Annotated in this window: 15 protein-coding genes and 1 tRNA gene; 15 read left to right on the top strand and 1 reads right to left on the bottom strand. The window is 70.7% G+C overall.

Annotation, left to right across the window (positions count from 1 at the left end; translation table 11 throughout):
• The first annotated feature begins 136 nt into the window (after nucleotides 1–136).
• The 11 genes from ACZ4FV_RS39285 to ACZ4FV_RS39335 all read left to right on the top strand — a co-directional run bounded on the left by ACZ4FV_RS39285 (nucleotide 137) and on the right by ACZ4FV_RS39335 (nucleotide 12,057).
• Nucleotides 137–2,296, top strand: a complete 2,160-nt coding sequence (locus ACZ4FV_RS39285; RefSeq protein WP_465325429.1) for a hypothetical protein — start codon at nucleotides 137–139, stop codon at nucleotides 2,294–2,296.
• A 343-nt stretch (nucleotides 2,297–2,639) separates the two neighbouring features.
• On the top strand, nucleotides 2,640–2,879 hold the full coding sequence (locus tag ACZ4FV_RS39290) for a hypothetical protein (RefSeq protein ID WP_465325431.1): 240 nt from the start codon (nucleotides 2,640–2,642) through the stop codon (nucleotides 2,877–2,879).
• A 112-nt stretch (nucleotides 2,880–2,991) separates the two neighbouring features.
• Complete coding sequence (locus ACZ4FV_RS39295; RefSeq protein WP_465325433.1) at nucleotides 2,992–3,333, top strand: hypothetical protein; 342 nt, start codon at nucleotides 2,992–2,994, stop codon at nucleotides 3,331–3,333.
• A 93-nt stretch (nucleotides 3,334–3,426) separates the two neighbouring features.
• Entirely contained in the window at nucleotides 3,427–3,858 is a 432-nt protein-coding gene (locus ACZ4FV_RS39300; RefSeq protein ID WP_465325435.1) for a RapZ C-terminal domain-containing protein, read from the top strand.
• Between the two features lie 551 nt (nucleotides 3,859–4,409).
• On the top strand, nucleotides 4,410–5,222 hold the full coding sequence (locus tag ACZ4FV_RS39305) for a hypothetical protein (protein ID WP_465325437.1): 813 nt from the start codon (nucleotides 4,410–4,412) through the stop codon (nucleotides 5,220–5,222).
• Nucleotides 5,219–7,069, top strand: coding sequence for a DNA polymerase (locus ACZ4FV_RS39310; protein ID WP_465325439.1), 1,851 nt, complete (start codon nucleotides 5,219–5,221; stop codon nucleotides 7,067–7,069). The genes ACZ4FV_RS39305 and ACZ4FV_RS39310 overlap by 4 nt, the downstream gene beginning before the upstream one ends.
• An 11-nt stretch (nucleotides 7,070–7,080) precedes the next feature.
• Entirely contained in the window at nucleotides 7,081–7,488 is a 408-nt protein-coding gene (ssb, locus tag ACZ4FV_RS39315) for a single-stranded DNA-binding protein (protein ID WP_465325442.1), read from the top strand.
• Nucleotides 7,489–7,567: 79 nt separating this feature from the next.
• Nucleotides 7,568–8,473, top strand: coding sequence for a bifunctional DNA primase/polymerase (locus ACZ4FV_RS39320; protein WP_465325444.1), 906 nt, complete (start codon nucleotides 7,568–7,570; stop codon nucleotides 8,471–8,473).
• Nucleotides 8,470–10,239: an ATP-binding protein gene (locus ACZ4FV_RS39325; protein WP_465325446.1), complete on the top strand. Its 1,770-nt coding sequence runs from the start codon at nucleotides 8,470–8,472 to the stop codon at nucleotides 10,237–10,239. Before ACZ4FV_RS39320 ends, ACZ4FV_RS39325 begins: the two co-directional genes overlap by 4 nt.
• 184 nt (nucleotides 10,240–10,423) lie before the next feature.
• On the top strand, nucleotides 10,424–10,594 hold the full coding sequence (locus ACZ4FV_RS39330; protein ID WP_465325473.1) for a helix-turn-helix transcriptional regulator: 171 nt from the start codon (nucleotides 10,424–10,426) through the stop codon (nucleotides 10,592–10,594).
• On the top strand, nucleotides 10,591–12,057 hold the full coding sequence (locus tag ACZ4FV_RS39335; RefSeq protein ID WP_465325451.1) for a tyrosine-type recombinase/integrase: 1,467 nt from the start codon (nucleotides 10,591–10,593) through the stop codon (nucleotides 12,055–12,057). Before ACZ4FV_RS39330 ends, ACZ4FV_RS39335 begins: the two co-directional genes overlap by 4 nt.
• A gap of 133 nt (nucleotides 12,058–12,190) precedes the next feature.
• On the opposite strand, the gene ACZ4FV_RS39340 is transcribed toward ACZ4FV_RS39335, so the two are convergent.
• A tRNA-Arg gene (locus ACZ4FV_RS39340) sits at nucleotides 12,191–12,262 on the bottom strand.
• A gap of 132 nt (nucleotides 12,263–12,394) precedes the next feature.
• Between ACZ4FV_RS39340 and ACZ4FV_RS39345 the strand changes: the two genes are divergently transcribed.
• From ACZ4FV_RS39345 to ACZ4FV_RS39360, 4 genes are all read left to right on the top strand, one after another.
• Nucleotides 12,395–12,937: a response regulator transcription factor gene (locus ACZ4FV_RS39345; RefSeq protein WP_465325452.1), complete on the top strand. Its 543-nt coding sequence runs from the start codon at nucleotides 12,395–12,397 to the stop codon at nucleotides 12,935–12,937.
• Between the two features lie 52 nt (nucleotides 12,938–12,989).
• A complete protein-coding gene (argS, locus tag ACZ4FV_RS39350; protein ID WP_465325454.1) occupies nucleotides 12,990–14,642 on the top strand; it encodes an arginine--tRNA ligase in 1,653 nt (550 codons plus the stop codon).
• A gap of 137 nt (nucleotides 14,643–14,779) precedes the next feature.
• Nucleotides 14,780–16,168, top strand: a complete 1,389-nt coding sequence (gene lysA / locus ACZ4FV_RS39355) for a diaminopimelate decarboxylase (RefSeq protein ID WP_465325456.1) — start codon at nucleotides 14,780–14,782, stop codon at nucleotides 16,166–16,168.
• A gap of 577 nt (nucleotides 16,169–16,745) precedes the next feature.
• Nucleotides 16,746–18,038 (top strand): homoserine dehydrogenase, encoded by a 1,293-nt coding sequence (locus ACZ4FV_RS39360; protein WP_395866014.1) that lies wholly within the window; start codon nucleotides 16,746–16,748, stop codon nucleotides 18,036–18,038.
• The last annotated feature ends 1 nt before the right edge of the window (nucleotide 18,039 follow it).

Consider the following 18,039-nt stretch of genomic DNA (forward strand, 5'->3'; position numbering starts at 1 on the left):
GATTCGCCTCCCCCCCCCCCTCCCCCCCCTCTCCCCCCCCCCCCCCCCCCCCCCCCCCCCCCCCCCCCCCCCCCCCCCCTCCCCCCCCCGGGCCGTTCTCTTCCCTGGACTGTGACGACCCGAACGGAGATCCACCGTGAGCGGCAAGACGAGTGAGGCGTCCGGTGTGGACTGGACGTGGGAGACGACCCCGGTCATGGGCGCTGCCCTGGTCGCTGGCGGCGCGTACAGCGTCGCCGCGGTCGGCGCGGCCACCGGGCTTCCGCCGATGTACGCCGGGCTGGTCGCCGGGAGCGGCGCGGTGGCCCAGGCGGTCGCCGATCTGCGGCGCCGTCGCCCGGCCGGGCACACGCTCGCCCGCGCCGCGGCGTGGCTGGGCGGCGGGGTGTGGACCGCGGCCACGGTCGCGGGCGACGCGGCGTTCACCGCGCACGCGTTCGGCTGGTGGGGCGCGGGAGCCACCGCCGGGCTCGTGCTCGCCAACGGCCTGGCCCACAGCGAGCAGAGCGCCCGCGAGGGCAAGGCGGCGGCGCTGATCCAGCGGTGGGCCAACGGCATGTCCGCCGAGTGGCACCAACGCCTGACCACCCTGTTCCGGATGGAGGGCCACCGGGTGCCGGGCGTCAAGCCCTGGCCCGGCGACATCGGCTACACCGTGATGGTCGAACTCCCCCCTGGCACCCACGAGATGCCGTCGAACGCCGCGCGGATCCTGGCCGGGGCGTTGAAGCTGCCGCGCGGCGGCGGCGTGGACATCACCGAGGGCAGCGAGCACGGAACCGTGCTGATCAGGGTCACCCTCGTGGACGTGTTGGCGACCGAGATCCCCTTCCCGGAGGACGACCTCGAAGTCACCACGATCAACAACCCGATCTCCATCGGCAGGCACCCCGACGGCACCCCGGTGCAGTTCTCGGTCCTGGACTCGTGCGGTCTGACCGTGGGCCAGACCGACTCCGGGAAGACGAACGTCACCAACGTCATCACCGGCAAGGTCCTCAAGGCCAACGACGTGTTGGTGTGGCACATCGACACCACCGGCGCCGGGCTCTCCCTCCCGTGGCTGCGCGCCTGGGCCCTGCACGGCACCGCGAAGCGCCCGGTCATCGACTACGTCGCGCCCACCGAGGAGGAGGCGCACATCATGCTCGACATCGCCATCGCCGGGATGAACGCCCGCAAGACCGGCTACCAGGACCTGATGTCGTCCGTGGACGACGACAAGATCCCCGTCTCCCCGGACGTCCCGGAAATCCTGATCATCGCGGACGAGATCGCGGAACTGTCGCCGTCGCTGCTGGAGAAGCTCAACACCGTGATCAACGTCGGCCGCGCGACACGCTTCCGGGAGTTCAGCGTCGGCCTTCGCGCCACCATGGACGTGTCCACCCCGGCGATGAAGAAGCAGTCCCGGATCCGCATCGGGATGCGCGTCTCCGACCCCGAAGAGCTGTCCCACCTGTTCCCCTACGGCGGCACCCGCCTGGACCCCCGCGCCGCGCGGGTCCAGGGCTCCGGGTTCGTCTCCTACCCGGACGCCACCGGCACCGTTATCCAGCCCAGGCCGTTCAAGGCCGAGCGCCTGCGCAACTTGCGCATCGACACCCTCGCCGTCGCGCTCGCCGACCGCCGCCCCACCCTGGACGCCATCACCGTCGACACCGTCCCCGGCCGCTACTACGCCTCGCGCTGGGCGCGGGTCCTGCCCCAGTTGTTCAAGGGCAAGTCCCTCGCGCCCACCACCCGTCCGTGGACGGATGTGAAGGTCCTCCGACCGCCGCGCAACGGTTCGAGCGTCCCCGACACGAGCGCCGCCCCCTCGACCGACGTGAGCGCCCCGGCGGCGCCCGCCGAGGCCCCCGCCCCCGGCGGCGGGTCGGTGGGAGCGGCGTCCATGGCCGCGCTCATGGACGCCGCCCGCGAAAGCCTGGATGGCGCGTCTCCCGCGGGGCCCGGCGGAGAGGACGAGGCGTTCGAGCGGGTCCTGGCCCAGACCGGGCCGACCCAGTGGGGCGACCGCGCCACCGGTCCCCGCGAGGAGACGGGCGACGCGGCGCCGGATCTGCTGGTGCGCGCCCACAAGGCTTTGGAGGAGGCCGGTGGGCGGATGTACACCGCCGACCTGGCCGACGCGCTGGGCATGGACGCGCAGACTCTCGGCAACGAACTCGGCGCCCTGATGCGGACCGTCGGGGTCAACCGGCCCGGCGCCGGGACCGTCCGCATCTCCGGCCAGGCCCGCCCCGGCTTCTACGCCGTGACCCTGGCCAAGGCCATCGCCAACTACCGGGCGTGACAGGCGAGTCCCGTGTAGGCCTACACAAGAGGGCCTACACGGGGGTCTACACACCCGTGTAGGCCTACACGCTCCGTGTAGGCCCCGTGTAGGCCCCTGACCTGCCCGTGTAGGCCGTGTAGGCCTACACGGGCCATCGCCGAACAAACCCCCTCGCGGGGCGCTGTGGGCCCCATGACGCCTTTCCGGCGGGTCTGGGTCTGGGCCGTGTAGGCCTACACGGCTTCCACACACACCGTCACCGCGTCGAGTGCAGATCCTGCCGCGGTGCGGACCACGGGGCGCTTCACCTTGCCCTCGATCCGCCGCCCCGCTCAACCCCCAATCACCGAAAGGAAGTCCCATGACCGTCGCCGATGTCCTGCTCCTGCTCGCTCTCGGGGTTGGCTACGCGATCGCGTGCCGCCTCGCGCCGCTGGGCCGGTGTCGCCGGTGTGCGGGCACCGGTGCCGACCTTCACCACCACCCGCCCAACAGGCCGCTGTGCGCGGTGCGGCGCTGCCGCCGGTGCCGGGGGACGGGCCTGCGCCCGCGCCTGGGCGCCCGCCTCCTCGGCACCGCGCGCCGCCCGGACGACCGATGACGCGGTCCGCCGCCGTGCCCGCACGGTCCGGCCGCTCGCCCACAGAGGTGAGCGGCCGGGCCGTGGGTGCACGACTTGCCCATCGCCCGCGACACCTTCCACGGAGGCACCTATGCGCACCCCCGTCCGAACCCAGGCTCGACGCGCGGCAACCGTCCTGACCACCGCCACCCTCCTGACCCTGATCGCCCCCGTCTCGGCCGCGTTCGCCGCCGGGGAGAACACCACGCGCACCGGAACGGCGGGCGGCACCGCCCTCAGCATCAGCAGCGGCATCCTGCTCGCCGTACTGGTGGGCATCTGGGCTCACCGCCGCCGCACCGTCGGCATCGCCCTGGTCGCGTTCGTCGCCGGGGTGATGCTCGCCGGATCCGCCATCGCGCTGACCGCTGCGCAGGCCGGAGACCAGGTCGTCACCGCCGGAGTCCAGGCAGTCAGCGGCATCTTCGCCTGACCCTCGATCGCTCCCCATGGCCCCGGACCGTGCACGCCCGGGGTCGTGGAGGACGGCCGACCCGGTCGACCCATGCAGGCAGGAGACCCCGGCATGACGACACATCCCTACAAGCGGATGATCCGCATCGTCTCGTTCGGCTACGGGTACGCCCCCGCGCCCGAGGCGGAGATCACGCTCGACTTGCGCCGCCGGTTCCGCAACCCGCACCACGACCCGCAGATGCGCCAGCGGACCGGACTGGACGACGACGTTTACGCGCACGTCCTCGACACCCCCGGCGTACGTGACCTGGCCGCAGTGACCGCGCTCGCCGCGCACGACCTGGCCCACACCGTCCCCGGCCCGATCACGATCGCCTGCGGATGCGTGGGCGGCAGGCACCGCAGCGTTGCCGTTGCCCGCCACATTGCCGAGATCCTTACCGACGGCTGCGCGGCAATCGTGATCGCACACCGCGACGTGCACCGCCCGCTCCTCGACTCCACCACCCACGGCGCCACCGCCGAACGCCACCTCGCCTGACAGGGCCCGCGCACCCCGAGGAGGAATCATGACGGACACCCTCACGACCGAAGCCGCACCGGCGCACGTCACCGAGGAGGACCCGGGTATCACCCCGGCCGGGACCGACATCGGCAGGCGCCCGCCGAAGGCCGCCCCGGAGGAGGCGGCGGACTGGGCAGGCCGTTCGCTGGACGACGCGATTGCCCGCTCGTTCGAGATCATCGACGGGGTGATGGCCTCGTTCCCGATCGTGGGGATGTATTGGCTGTTCTCCGGCGGGAACGACAGCGTGATCGTGGGCCACCTGCTGCGCGGGCGCTATGACGGGGTCCTGCACGTCAACACCGGCACGGGTGTGCCGGAGACGTCGCAGCACGTGCGCGACGTCGCCGCCGCGTGGGGCGAGCGCTTGCACGAGCTGCGACCGAAGAACAGCTACGCGGACCTGGTGATGGGCCGGGTCATCGCCTCCACCGGGCCGAACGCGGGCAAACGCGCCGTCTGGCGCGGCTTCCCCGGCCCGCCCGGGCACCGGGTGGATGTACCGCCACCTCAAGGACGAACCCCTGATGAGGTTCCGCCGCAGCGTCGTCGGCACCCACGGGCGCACGCGCAAGGTGGCCTTCCTGGGCGGCATGCGCTGGGCCGAGAGCGACCGGCGATGGCGCAACGCGGAAGCCGTCGACCCCGACGGCGCGATCGTCTGGACATCCCCGCTCGTGCACTGGACCAACGAACACATAAAGGAATACCGGTCGTTGCACCGTTGCGCCCGCGACCACACCCACGCCCCGCACCGGCTGTGCTTCGACGGGGCGTTGCCGTTGAACGAGGTCACCGAGCACCTGCACATGTCGGCGGAGTGCCTGTGTGGGGCCTACGCCAAGCCCGGTGAACTCGAAGAGATCGAGTTCTTCTACCCACACGCAGCCGAACCCCTGCGTGCGTTGGAGCGCGAGGCGAACGCGGCCGGGATCGAAGGCTGCCGGTGGGGCCGCAAACCACCGCCCGGCACACCCGACGGCGACGGCGAGAAGGGCCCCGGCGGACGGCTGTGCTCCTCGTGCGCGCTGGCCCCGGGGGAGGGGGCGGACCCGCTGGACCGGTGGCTCGAACTCGGACTCATCACAGCCGAGCAGCATGCCGAGCTGACCGGTGTGCCTGCCGAAGTCCGCGCGTCAGTTGCGGGTTCGGCGGCGCCGAGCGATTTCGGGTGGCTGTCGGCGTTGCTCCCGCCGCCGGTGGCCCCGGCGTGCCCGCGATGCCGCACCCCGATGGCCCTGGGCACGATCCCGCTCCTGTGGGAGTGCCCGCGATGCGAACACCCGGCGGCGCCGGTACCCCAACCCACGCACGACGAGGGTGGAAGGAAAGCGGCGTGAGCGTCCACACCCACCCCTGCGGGATGCAGGACGTTCGGATCCATGCGCCCGGCCGGGACGAAGCCTTCGACGTGCAGGCGTGGTTCGCGTTCACCCGCTCCGACCCCGTGTTGGGGCTGGACGTGGAGACCCGCGCGATCGTCAACGGCGGACCCGGCCATTTCGGCCCCGACAGCGCCGTGCGTCTCGTGCAGTTCGGCACCCCGACCGCCGCGTGGGTTCTGGACCCGGCGGTGCCCGAGCAACACGCCGCCATCCGTACGGTGCTGACCGACCCGGCACGCAGGTTCGTCACCCACACCACCTACGACACCCTTGCCATCCGCGCCCACCTCGGCATCGACCTGGGTTATCGAGTCGCCGACACACACCTGTTGTCCAAACTGGTCAACCCGGACGAACGCGCAGGCCACGGGCTGAAGGAACTGACCCTGCGGCACTTGGACGACGGCTTGGTGACTGCCAGGGAGGCGCTGTATGAGCGCATGCGCTCGCTCGCCCCGACCGGACACCGGGCCGGTGACGCCGCCCTGACCTGGGGATGGAACAACATCCCCACCGACGACCCCGCATACGTCGTGTACGCGGGGCTGGACGCGGTCTACGTCCGACGGCTGTTCCCGCTTCTGCTCGCCCGATGCGCACCGTTCTCCCACCTCGTACCGGTCGAACACTGGCTGTCCGCACAATCGGTCGGCATCACCGCCCGCGGCCTGCTCTTGGACGTCGACTACACCCGCAACCTGCTCGACCAGGTCCGGACCGAGCACACCACCGCGGCCGCGCTGATCGAGGCCGAACTGGGATTCCCCGGCGGCAGCCCGAAGTTCGCCGCCTGGGTCGCGGACAACGTCGGCACCGAGCTGCCGCGCACGGCCACCGGCCGACCGCAGGTCACCCGGGACGTCCTCGATCACCTGGCCGAGGAAGTCGATGCCGGGCACCTAGCCGTCTCCGAGGAAGCGACACGGATACTCGCCGCGCGCCGGACGATGGCAGCCACGTCCAACACCCTGTCGAACCTGAAGGGCTTTCTGGCCGCCGCAGATCCGGGCGGACGGGTGCATCCGCAGATCAACACGTTGCGGGCCCGCACCGGCCGCATGTCCGTGACCGCACCCGCACTCCAGACCCTCAAGAAGCACGACCCGCGCCTACGGCACTGCTTCCGCGCCGACCCCGGACACACCCTCGTCGCCTGCGACTTCGCACAGGTGGAGATCAGGGTGGCCGCGGCCCTCAGCCGCGACGCGATCCTGACCGGTGTCATCGCCTCCGGGGTGGACATCCACGACGCCACCGCCGAGCTGATGTACGGGCCCGACTTCACCAAGGAACAGCGCACGATCAGCAAACGGGCGACCTTCGGAACGATCTACGGCGGGGGTGCTCGCGCGCTCGCCGCACAGACCGGCGTGCCCGTCACCACCGCGAAGGGCGTGATCGACCGGTGGCGGCGGGCGTACCCGGACGTCGTCCGCTACGGGCGCGCCATCGCCGAACTCCCCGTCGTGGTCACCGGATCCGGACGGCGTATCCCGGCCGATCCGGAACGGCCGTACGCGAACGGGAACTACGCGATCCAGTCCACCTCCCGCGACCTGCTGGTCGCCGCCGTCCACGACCTGATCGTGTCGCGGGGGATGCCGGGGGAGTGGTTGTGGCTGTTCGTCCACGACGAAGTCATCGTCCACGTCCCCACCGACCAGGCAGAGCACGTCCGCAACCTGCTCACGGCCGCCATGACCGGCACGTATCGGGGCGTTCCCATCGCCGCCGACGCCGAGATCCTCGGCACCCACTGGGGCCGCCTCACCGACCCCGAAACCCCGCACGCGACCGCCTAGGAGGCACCGCGATGCCCATCGGAAGCACCACCGTGACCATCGTCGGCAACCTGTGCGCCGACCCCGAACTCACCCACACCACTGCGGGAGTGGCCCGCGCAGCGTTCACCGTCGCGTCCACCACCCGCGTCTACGACAAGCCCTCCGGCGAGTGGCGCGACGGCGACACCCTCTTCCTGCGCTGCTCGGCCTGGCGCACCCTCGCCGAGAACGTCACCACCTCCCTGACCAAGGGGTCGCGGGTCGTGGCCACCGGGGTCCTGCGTCAGTTCGAGATGCAGACCGCCGACGGAGTGCGCAGCGGCTATGGACTGGACATCGAGGACATCGGCGCGAGCCTCAAGCACGCCACCGCCGACATCCACCGCACCACCCGCACCGCGGCCGGGGCTGACGCGATGGACAAACCGCCGTTCTGACCGTGCCGGACCGGGTGCCCGCCTTCCACCAAGTCGCCGGGCACCCGGTCCTTCTCCCGACAGACAGGAGAACCCCAGCATGACGCCTGACCGCTCCACCTCCCAGCCCTTCACGACACGTCACCCCATGTGGCAGGCCGTGCGCGCCGCCGCGCTCGCCACCGCCGAATGCCGGGGCATGGCCGTCTTCCCCACCACCGCGACCAAGACCCCGGCCATCCCCACCGCGCACCCCGACACCTCGACCGTGTGCCGCGGCGAATGCGGGCGGTTCGGGCACGGCGTCCACGACGCCACCCCCGACCCGCGGCGCGTCCGTGCCCTGTTCGCGGCCACTCCGGGCGCCCACGGCTACGGCATCGCCTGCGGACGCCCCCCGTACCACCTGATCGGCCTCGACCTCGATCGCAAGAACGGCCTGGACGGCGTGGCCGCGCTCGCCGACCTGGCCGCCTGGCACGGCTTCACCGTCCCCGACACCGTCACCGTGACAACCCCCTCGGGCGGGCTGCACCTGTGGTTCGCCGCCCCGGCCGAGGCACGGGTGACCAACTCGGCGAGCAGGCTGGGTCCCGGCATCGACGTGCGCGGTACCGGCGGCTACCTGATCGGCCCCGGCTCCCGCACCGACCGCGGCCGGTACGCATACATCGACCCTGGGCCGCTCGCCACCCTCCCCGCGGCCCTGCTCGACCTGATGCTTCGTCCTCGGCCAGCCGCCCAGCGCCAGGCCAAGGGTGAACGCGGGGCGGGATCAGGTGAAGTGGGGGCGTTGGCGGGGTTCGTGCGCAACGCTCCGAAGGGGCAGCTGAACAACCGCCTGTATTGGGCGAGTTGCCGGGCTTTCGCCGATCCGCGCATCGACCCCGACACCGCCGCCGACGAACTGCTCGCCGCCGCCGTGGAGGCCGGACACCCCGCGCCGGGCGCGCAGCGCACCATCGCGAGCGGGCGCCGCACCGCCGGGGCAGGGGAGCGACCGTGAGCGGCGACAAGGGCCCCTCGCAGGCCACCGCGCTCGTGTCCCTGGCCCGTGCCGCGTTCGACCTGGTCGTGTCGGAGGACGCCCGCCCGTACGGCGTGCGCCGCAACGGCCCCAACATCGCGATGCCCCTGCGCGGAAAAGCCGGCCTGCGGGCCGAGTTGGCCCGCCGGTTCACCGACGCCAACGGCGGCAACGTCCCCTCCCAGTCCGCGCTCGCCGACGCCATGACCGTGCTCGAAGGCATCGCCGCGGCGACCGACCCGATACCCGTCCACCTGCGGGTCGCCGGCGACGCCGAACGCGTCGTCATCGACCTGGGCACCGCCGACGGACGGTGTGTGATCGCCGAACCCGATGGGTGGCACGTCGCCGAACGGGCACCCGTCCTGTTCCGCCGCTCCGGCGCGATGTCCCCGATGCCCGAACCCATCAGCGACGACGCCGGGTTCGCGCACCTGCGGGACCTGCTCAACATGGACGACACCACGTTCCACCAGCTGGTCGCATGGCTGATCGCGGCGTGGATCCCGCACATCCCGCACCCCGTCCTGACGTTCAAGGGCGAACAGGGCACCGGCAAGTCCAAGGCCGCGCAGCTGGTCATCGGCCTCGTGGACGCCTCACCCGCCACCAAGCGCAGCCAACCGCGCGACGTCAAGACCTGGGCCACACAGGCGTTCAACTCCTGGGCCCTGTGTCTGGACAACGTGTCCACGATCCCGCCGTGGCTCTCGGACACGCTGTGCAAGGCGGTCACCGGCGACGGCATCGTGGACCGCGCGCTCTACACCGATGACGACGTCGTGGTGCTCACGTTCCGCCGGGTGCTGGCCATGACCACCATCGACGCCGGGGCGTTCGCTGGCGACCTGGCCGAACGCCTCCTCATGCTCGACCTTCAACTGATCGAGGAACAGCACCGCCGCAGCGAGGAAGACCTCGACCGCACCTACGCCGCCGCGCGTCCTCACGTGCTCGCGGCACTGCTCGACCTGCTGTGCGAGGTGCTGCGCGTGCTGCCCGACGTGCGGTTGGAGCGCATGCCGCGCATGGCCGACTACGCCCGGGTGCTCGCCGCGGTGGACGCCGTCCAGGGGTGGAGCACCCTGGACAACTACGTGGCTTCGTCACAACGTGTCGCCGCCGACGCGTTGGAGGGCGACCCGTTCGGGTCCGCCGTCGCGCACTTCATCGAGACCCATGGCGCGTGGACCGGCACCACCGCGCACCTGCTCGACCTTATCCCGCCGCCCGAGACGCACCACCCCAAGTGGCCCAAGGACGCCACCCGGGCCGGCGGGCAACTCCGACGCCTGGCACCGCTGTTCCGGTCGATCGGAATCACCTACGACGACACGGCGCGAAGCCTGGACCGGCACCGCCACCGACTCATCACACTCACGTGTCCAGAGATAGTCCGCAAGACAGCGTCCAACGCGTCCACAGCGTCCGTTACCCCCGCTGACCTGCCGCTTCCGACGGACACAATGGTGCGCGCCAGCGTCCACACCCAGGGCGGCCAGCGTCCGCAGAACACCGATGCGGACGCTACCTACACCGCCCCGGACACTGCTGCGACGGCAGTGTCCGAAGTACTGGACGGCGTTGACCAGGGGAAACACGGGTCGCCGGACACTGCGGGCCCTGTGGACGCTGGAATGCGGCCAATCTCTGGCTATTACCTGCTCTGCGCCACGTGCGGCGACCCTGTTGACCCTGCGGACACCGCCGCAGGACACCTCACACACCCCGGTTGCGCGCCGTGAGAGCGCGGCCGGGATTGCCTACTCGCCTTGGGCGCCGCTGGCCCGCAAGGGAGTTCGCCGCGCGCCGCCCAACCGCGACCGGGGTCATCCCGTGGACCGACCCCAGCACCCCGACATCGAACCCTGCACCGCCTGCCACCACCGCTCGGACCGGGAGGAACCCGTGACCGTCAGTCGTGACCCGATGCTCACCATCCCGCAGGTGATCGAGGAATTGGGCGTCCCGCGTTCCACCTACTACCGGTGGCGCCAGACCGGTAAGGCGCCCAAGTCCATCAAGCTCCCCAACGGCAGCGTGCGCGTGCGCCGGTCCGAACTGGTTCGTTGGCTCTCCGCGCACGAGGAGGCCGCGTGACCAACGGAGCAACGGCGAACAACGGACGTGCCGTCCCCGAGGGCTTCTCCTTCAACGTGCGGCTGTGGGGGGTCAGCAAGGCACCGAGCAAGTCCGCGCCGCATCGGCTGCGCTGGAAGGTCGGCGGGGTGAAGACGGGGGAGTCGTTCGCCACGCTGCCTCTTGCCGACAGCCGCCGGTCGGAGCTGTGGCAGGCGATGCGCCGCGGTGAGCCGTTCCACATCGCGTCCGGCCTTCCGGAGTCCGAGTACTGGGCCAAGGCCCGCGCGGAAGCCGAAACGGAAGTGACCGAGGTGAAGACGTCCCCGGGGGACGTCCTGTGGCCGGAGTTTTGCCGGGCCTACCTGAAGGCGCGGTGGAAGTCACTCGCGGCCAAGACCCGGGAGGGGATCGCCGACAGCCTGGCCGCCGTGGCGCTGGCCATGGTGGACGACTCGCCCGGCGCGCCGAAGGCCACCGCGATCCGTGGCGTGGTCCGGTGGATGGTCGTACCGGGGCAGGAGGACGACGACATACCGGACGGGCTCCGGTCCGCTCACGCGTGGCTCGCCAAGCACGCCCGTCCTGTGTCGGACCTCGCCGATCCGGCGATCGTGCGCGACGTTCAGTACAGGCTGACGCACAAGCTCGATGGCAAACCGGCGGCTGCCGAGACGGTCAAGCGGCGACGGCGGGGCCTCAACACCGCAGTCGAGTACGCGCTCGAAACCGGCGCTCTGACCGATCACCCCCTCAAGGGCCTGAAGTGGGCGGCGCCCAAGACCGTGTCCGCGCTCGACCGCCGCGTGCTCCCGAACCCGGTCCAGGCCCGGCAGATCCTCACGGCCGTGTCGTACGTCGGCTCGTGGAACCGCAAGAAGGGGCGCCGCCTGGTGGCGTTCTTCGCGGTCCAGTACTACGCCGCACTCCGGCCCGCCGAAGCGGTGGGTCTCAAAGAGGACGACTGCCACCTCCCCAAGGAGGGGTGGGGCACCCTGACCCTCCGAGAGACGCGGCCGGTATCAGGGAAGCAATGGACCGACTCCGGCGAGCGGCACGACGCCCGAGGTCTCAAGGCGCGAGAAGCGAACGCCGATCGACCGGTCCCGATCCCTCCGGTTCTGGTGGCCATCCTGAAGGCCCATCTCAAGGAGTTCGGCACCGCCAAGGAGGGCCGGATGTTCGGGAACGAGCGGGGTGACCTGGTGGGGACCTCCACCTACTGGCGTGTGTGGGAGGAGGCTCGCACACTGGCGCTGCCGCCCGACCGGCGGAAGTCGATCCTGGCGGGAAAGCCGTACGACTTTCGCCACGCCGCGATCACCGGCTGGCTGAATGCCCGGGTGCCGGTGGCCGAAGTCGCCCGTAGGGCAGGCAATTCGCCCGAAGTCATCCATCGGCGCTACGAGGGGTGCATCGACGGAGTGGAGGAGCAGGCGAACCAGAGGATCGAGCAGGCCCTGAAGGACTCTCACGACGAGTGACAGGCTCTGGCACAGGTCTGGCACGAACAGCGCTACACAACGATGAAGGCCCGGACTCAGTGGGACTGAGTCCGGGCCTTCATTGCTTCTGTTCCTGCTGGTCAAGTCACACTTACACACCCTGACCAGTACGTGCCCCTGGCAGGATTCGAACCTGCGCACACGGCTCCGGAGGCCGTTGCTCTATCCCCTGAGCTACAGGGGCTCGGGTGACGTGAACATTACCAGCTCTGGGGAGTGGGTTGCGAAGGGGTTGGAGGGAGGGGGCGGGGGAGGTGCGGGATGAGATGTGCGGATCGGGCCCCGAGGTGGGTGTGGGGGGCCTAACCTCACTGGCGTGGGCGGGATTGGTGGTGAGGCGGCGCGGGTGCTTGTCGTGGATGACGACGAGGTGATTCGGCAGCTGATCGCGGTCAATCTGCGGCTGGAGGGGTTTGTGGTGAGCACTGCTCGGGATGGTGAGGAGTGCTTGCGGCTCGTGCATGAGGTGCGGCCGGATCTGGTCACGCTCGATGTGGTGATGCCGCATCTGGATGGGATCGGGACGGCTGCTCGGTTGCGGGCGGATCCTCGGACCAGTGGGTTGAAGATCCTGATGATCAGTGCCTGTGCCCAGGACGAGGACTTCTCGCGGGCTCGGGCGGTGGGCGTGGACGGGTATTTGACGAAGCCGTTTCATCCCGAGCAGCTCATTCGGTTGGTGCGGGCGTTGTCGCCGGAAACGGGATCGGGAAAGGAAGCGGGAACGGGAAAGGAAGCGGGAGCGGGAACGGGAGCCGCAACAGGAGTGGAAGCGGGAGCGACACCGCGAGCGGAAGCAGGAGCCGCGGCAGGAGTGCGGGCCGAGCCGGAGCCGGCTTCGGAAGTGTCACCCGAATGACCTACGCCGCCCGCCGGGCGGGTTGGTCGGCGGGTCGCCTACCCTTGTCCCCGTGACCCCCGCAGAGCTTTCGCAGTCAGTGTTGTCCGCGGTTCGTGCCGCCGTCGAGGCGGGCGAGCTCGCCGTTGCCGTGCCCGAGAGCACGACGGTGGAGCGACCCAAGAACCGCGAGCACGGGGACTACGCGACGAACATCGCGTTGCAGCTCGCGAAGCCGGCCAAGCGGCCGCCGCGGGAGATCGCCCAGCTGCTGGCCGCGCGGATCGCGCAGGCGACCGGTGTGGCCAAGGTCGACATCGCCGGCCCCGGGTTCCTGAACATCACGCTCGACACGGCCACCCAGGGCGAGTTGGCCCGCAGCATCGTCGAGGCCGGCGCCGCGTACGGCAGCAACGACGCGTTCGACGGGCTCAAGATCAACCTGGAGTTCGTCTCGGCGAACCCGACCGGGCCGATCCACATCGGTGGGGTGCGCTGGGCCGCCGTCGGTGACTCGCTCGGGCGGATCCTGCGCGCGTCCGGCGCCGACGTCACCACCGAGTACTACATCAACGATGCCGGCGTGCAGATCGACAAGTTCGGCAAGTCGCTGATGGCGGCGGCGAACGAGCGCCCCGTGCCCGAGGACGGCTACGTCGGCGCGTACATCAACGACATCGCCGCCGACATCGTCGCCGAGCGTCCCGACGTGTTGAGCCTGGCCGAGGCCGAGCAGGAGAAGGTCTTCCGCGCCACCGGGCTCAAGCTGATGGTCGCCGAGATCCAGCGCTCGATGGAGAACTTCGGCGCGCACTTCGACGTGTGGTTCTCCGAGACCACGCTGCACGCGTCCGGCGCGGTGGAGAAGGCGATCGAGCGGCTGCGCGAGCAGGGCCACGTCTACGACGACAACGGCGCGATCTGGCTGCGCACCACGGACTACGGGGACGACAAGGACCGGGTCCTGATCAAGTCCGACGGCGAGAAGACCTACTTCGCCTCCGACGCCGCGTACTACTTGAACAAGCGCGACCGGGGCAACGAGGTCGCCGTCTACATGCTCGGCGCCGACCACCACGGGTACGTCGGGCGGCTCAAGGCGATCGCGGCCTGCGCGGGCGACGACCCCGAGCACAACATCGAGATCATCGTCGGCCAGTTCGTGAAGATGATGCGCGCCGGCGAAGAGGTCCGGATGTCCAAGCGCGCGGGCAACATCATCACCATCGACGACGTCGTCGAGTGGATCGGTGTCGACGCCGCGCGCTACTCGCTGGCCCGTTCGTCCACCGACTCCACGATCACCCTCGACATCGACATCCTCACGTCGCACAAGAACGAGAACCCGGTGTTCTACGTTCAGTACGCGCACGCGCGGATGTCCTCGGTCGAGCGCAAGGCGGCCGAACGCGGGATCGTCAAGGGCGAGTTCACGCCGGAGTTGTTGTCCACCGAGTGGGAGTCCGACCTGCTCGGCATGCTCGGCGAGTTCCCGCGGGTGGTCGCCAAGGCCGGCGAGATGCGCGAGCCGCACCATGTCGCGCGCTACCTGGAGCAGTTGGCCGGCACGTACCACCGCTTCTACGACCACTGTCAGATCCTGCCCAAGGGCGAGGAAGAGGTCACCGACCTGACGTACGCCCGAATGTGGCTGGCCGAAGCCGCGAAAACCGTGGTGGCCAACGGCCTCGCCCTGCTCGGGGTGTCCGCCCCCGAGCGCATGTGACGGATCGTCACAACGCAGGCGACAGGCCGAAGGCCGGGCGGATGCCCGGCCTTCGGTGTTTCCCGGCCCGCCGGCCGCCGCACCCGCCCCGCAAAAGACCCACACCGACGCCCACACCCCCCGGGGAGCACCACGACATGAGCCGTTCCGCCCACCCCGCCGGTCCCCGCCACGCGGACGTCCTGCCCGACGGCGCACCGCCGATCGCGCCCGAGGACCTGACCCTGCTCGACCCGAAGATCTGGCCCACGAACGCCGAGCGCGGCGCCGACGGCGTGGTCACCGTCGCCGGCCTGGACGTGCGCGAGCTCGCCCGCGAGTTCGGTACTCCCGCGTACATCCTCGACGAGGCGGACTTCCGGGCCCGCTGCCGCGCCTGGCGCGAGGCGTTCGAGGGCGCGGACGTGTTCTACGCAGGCAAGGCATTCCTGTGTCGTGCGCTGGTGCGCTGGATCGCCGAGGAGGGCCTGAATCTGGACGTGTGCACCGCGGGCGAACTGACCGTCGCGCTGTCCGCGGGCATGGACCCGGCCCGGATCGCCTTCCACGGCAACAACAAGTCGAGCGCCGAACTGGAACGCGCCCTGGAGGTGGGCGTCGGCCGGATCGTGGTCGACTCGTTCGAGGAGATCAGCCGGCTGGCGTTCCTGGCCGACCGGCGCGGCGTCACCCAGAAGGTCCTGGTCCGGATCACCGTCGGCGTCGAGGCGCACACCCACGAGTTCATCGCGACCGCGCACGAGGACCAGAAGTTCGGCTTCTCGCTGGCCGACGGCCAGGCCGCCGAGGCGGTCCGCCGGATCCGCAAGCTCGACTCGCTCGAACTGATCGGCCTGCACTCGCACATCGGCTCGCAGATCTTCGACACCGCCGGGTTCGAGGTCGCCGCGCGCCGCGTGGTCGGCCTGCTGGTCGCGGTCCGGGACGAGCACGGCGTCGAACTCCCCGAGATCGACCTCGGCGGCGGTCTGGGTATCGCCTACACCTCCGCCGACGACCCGCAGTCGCCCGCGATCATCGCCGCCTCGCTGCTGGACATCGTGCGCCGCGAATGCGCCGCCGCCGGGCTGGCCGCGCCCCGGCTGTCGGTCGAACCCGGCCGCGCGATCGCCGGGCCCGGCACGTTCACGCTCTACGAGGTGGGCACGATCAAGCCACTGGAGGGTCTGCGCACCTACGTCAGCGTGGACGGCGGCATGTCGGACAACATCCGCACCGCGCTCTACGACGCCGAGTACACCGTGACGCTCGTCTCACGCGAGAGCGACGCGGCGCCGATGCTCTCGCGCGTGGTGGGCCGGCACTGCGAGTCGGGCGACATCATCGTCAAGGACGCGTACCTGCCCGCCGACCTGGCCCCCGGCGACCTGCTCGCGGTACCCGCGACCGGCGCCTACTGCCGCTCGATGGCGAGCAACTACAACCACGTGACCCGCCCGCCGGTGATCGCGGTCCACGACGGCAGCGCGCGCGTGATCGTGCGGCGCGAGACCGAAGAGGACCTGCTCCGCCTCGACATCGGCTGAACGCCCACACCCGGGACCGCCGTACGAGAGCATCTCGGCACGAAAAGACACACACGAAAACGCACACACCAGAACGCACACGAACGCCGGAACCGAGCCCGGAGCAAGACTCCGGGGCGAGATCCCCGCCGGGGCGAGATCCCCGCCGGGGCGAGATCCCCGCCGGGGCGAGATCCCCGCCGGGGCGAGATCCCCGCCGGGGCGAGAACCCCGGAGCGAGAGCCCCGGAGCGGAATCCCGGAGCAAGACCCCGCCGGAGCGAGAACACCGGAACAAGCGAGAACACCGGCACAGCAGCACCGGCACCACAGCAGCACCGGCACCACAGCAGCAGCACCGGCACAAAAGAACACCGGAACAAGAACGACGGAACGATCGGGGGTCGCCAGGCGGCGGCCCCCGGGCTCGGGAGAAAATCCCGTGGCCGGCATGCGAGGCCGCAAGAATTGTCGTCTCGGATCCTGGACCAGCCCTGGTTCGGAGAATGATCCGAGCGACACTTGTCGGCACTGCCCGACTCCGGAAATTCCCCGGACGGCAGACTCGGACAACCTTTGTCTTCGAGAAGTGAGGTCGGATGATGCGTACGCAGCCGCTGAAGGTGGCGCTGCTCGGTTGTGGTGTGGTCGGCTCCGAAGTGGCCCGCATCATGACGACGCACGCGACCGACCTCGCCGCCCGAATCGGGGCCCCGATCGAGCTGGCCGGCGTGGCGGTACGCCGGGCCGGGCGCGAGCGCGCGGGCATCGACCCCGAGCTGGTCACCACGGACGCCGTGGAACTGGTCAAACGCGACGACATCGACGTCGTGGTCGAGGTGATCGGCGGCATCGAGCCCGCCCGCGGCCTGATCCTGTCCGCGATGGAGCACGGCGCCTCGGTGGTCTCCGCCAACAAGGCGCTGCTCGCCGAGGACGGCTCGACCCTGCACGCCGCCGCCGCGAAACACGGTGTGGATCTCTACTACGAGGCCGCCGTGGCCGGCGCGATTCCGCTCCTGCGTCCGCTGCGCGAGTCGCTCGCCGGGGACAAGGTGGAGCGGGTCCTGGGCATCGTCAACGGCACCACCAACTTCATCCTGGACCGGATGGACTCGACCGGCGCGGGCTTCGCCGAGGCGCTCGACGAGGCCACCGCGCTGGGGTACGCCGAGGCCGACCCCACCGCCGACATCGAGGGCTTCGACGCCGCCGCCAAGGCCGCGATCCTGGCCGGTCTGGCCTTCCACACCCGGGTGACCGCCGCCGACGTCTACCGCGAGGGCATCACCGAGGTCAGCGCCGCCGACGTGGCCAGTGCCAAGGCGATGGACTGCGTGGTCAAGCTGCTGGCGATCTGCGAGCGCGGCGCCGACGGGCAGAGCGTGAGTGCCCGCGTGCACCCGGCGATGATCCCGCGTTCGCACCCCCTCGCGTCGGTGCGCGAGGCGTACAACGCGGTCTTCGTCGAGTCCGAGGCGGCCGGACAGCTGATGTTCTACGGCCCCGGGGCCGGTGGCGCGCCGACCGCGAGCGCGGTGCTCGGCGACCTGGTCGCGGTCTGCCGCAACAAGCTCTCCGGCGCGACCGGGCCCGGCGAGTCGGCGTACGCCCAACTGACCCCGCAGCCGGTGGGCATCGCCCGTACCCGCTACCACCTGAGCCTGGACGTCGCCGACCGAGCCGGTGTGCTGGCCCAGGTGGCCGCGGTGTTCGCCCAGCACGACGTGTCCATCGACACGGTCCGTCAACAGGGCCGGGACGGGGATGCCACACTCGTGATCGTCACCCATACCGCCACCGACGCCGCGCTCGCGGCGACCGTCGCCGATCTGCGCGGTATGGACATCGTCCGTGACATCGCCGGCATCATGCGGGTCGAAGGGGAGTAGA

The sequence above is a fragment of the Embleya sp. NPDC025285 genome, assembly GCF_055558835.1.

Bases quoted from the DNA above. Each gene is read 5' to 3' on its own strand.
- ACZ4FV_RS39290 (WP_465325431.1), top strand. From the start codon at position 2,640: ATGACCGTCGCCGATGTCCTGCTCCTGCTCGCTCTCGGGGTTGGCTAC.
- ACZ4FV_RS39295 (WP_465325433.1), top strand. From the start codon at position 2,992: ATGCGCACCCCCGTCCGAACCCAGGCTCGACGCGCGGCAACCGTCCTG.
- ACZ4FV_RS39300 (WP_465325435.1), top strand. From the start codon at position 3,427: ATGACGACACATCCCTACAAGCGGATGATCCGCATCGTCTCGTTCGGC.
- ACZ4FV_RS39305 (WP_465325437.1), top strand. From the start codon at position 4,410: ATGAGGTTCCGCCGCAGCGTCGTCGGCACCCACGGGCGCACGCGCAAG.
- ssb (WP_465325442.1), top strand. From the start codon at position 7,081: ATGCCCATCGGAAGCACCACCGTGACCATCGTCGGCAACCTGTGCGCC.
- ACZ4FV_RS39320 (WP_465325444.1), top strand. From the start codon at position 7,568: ATGACGCCTGACCGCTCCACCTCCCAGCCCTTCACGACACGTCACCCC.
- ACZ4FV_RS39330 (WP_465325473.1), top strand. From the start codon at position 10,424: ATGCTCACCATCCCGCAGGTGATCGAGGAATTGGGCGTCCCGCGTTCC.
- lysA (WP_465325456.1), top strand. From the start codon at position 14,780: ATGAGCCGTTCCGCCCACCCCGCCGGTCCCCGCCACGCGGACGTCCTG.
- ACZ4FV_RS39360 (WP_395866014.1), top strand. From the start codon at position 16,746: ATGATGCGTACGCAGCCGCTGAAGGTGGCGCTGCTCGGTTGTGGTGTG.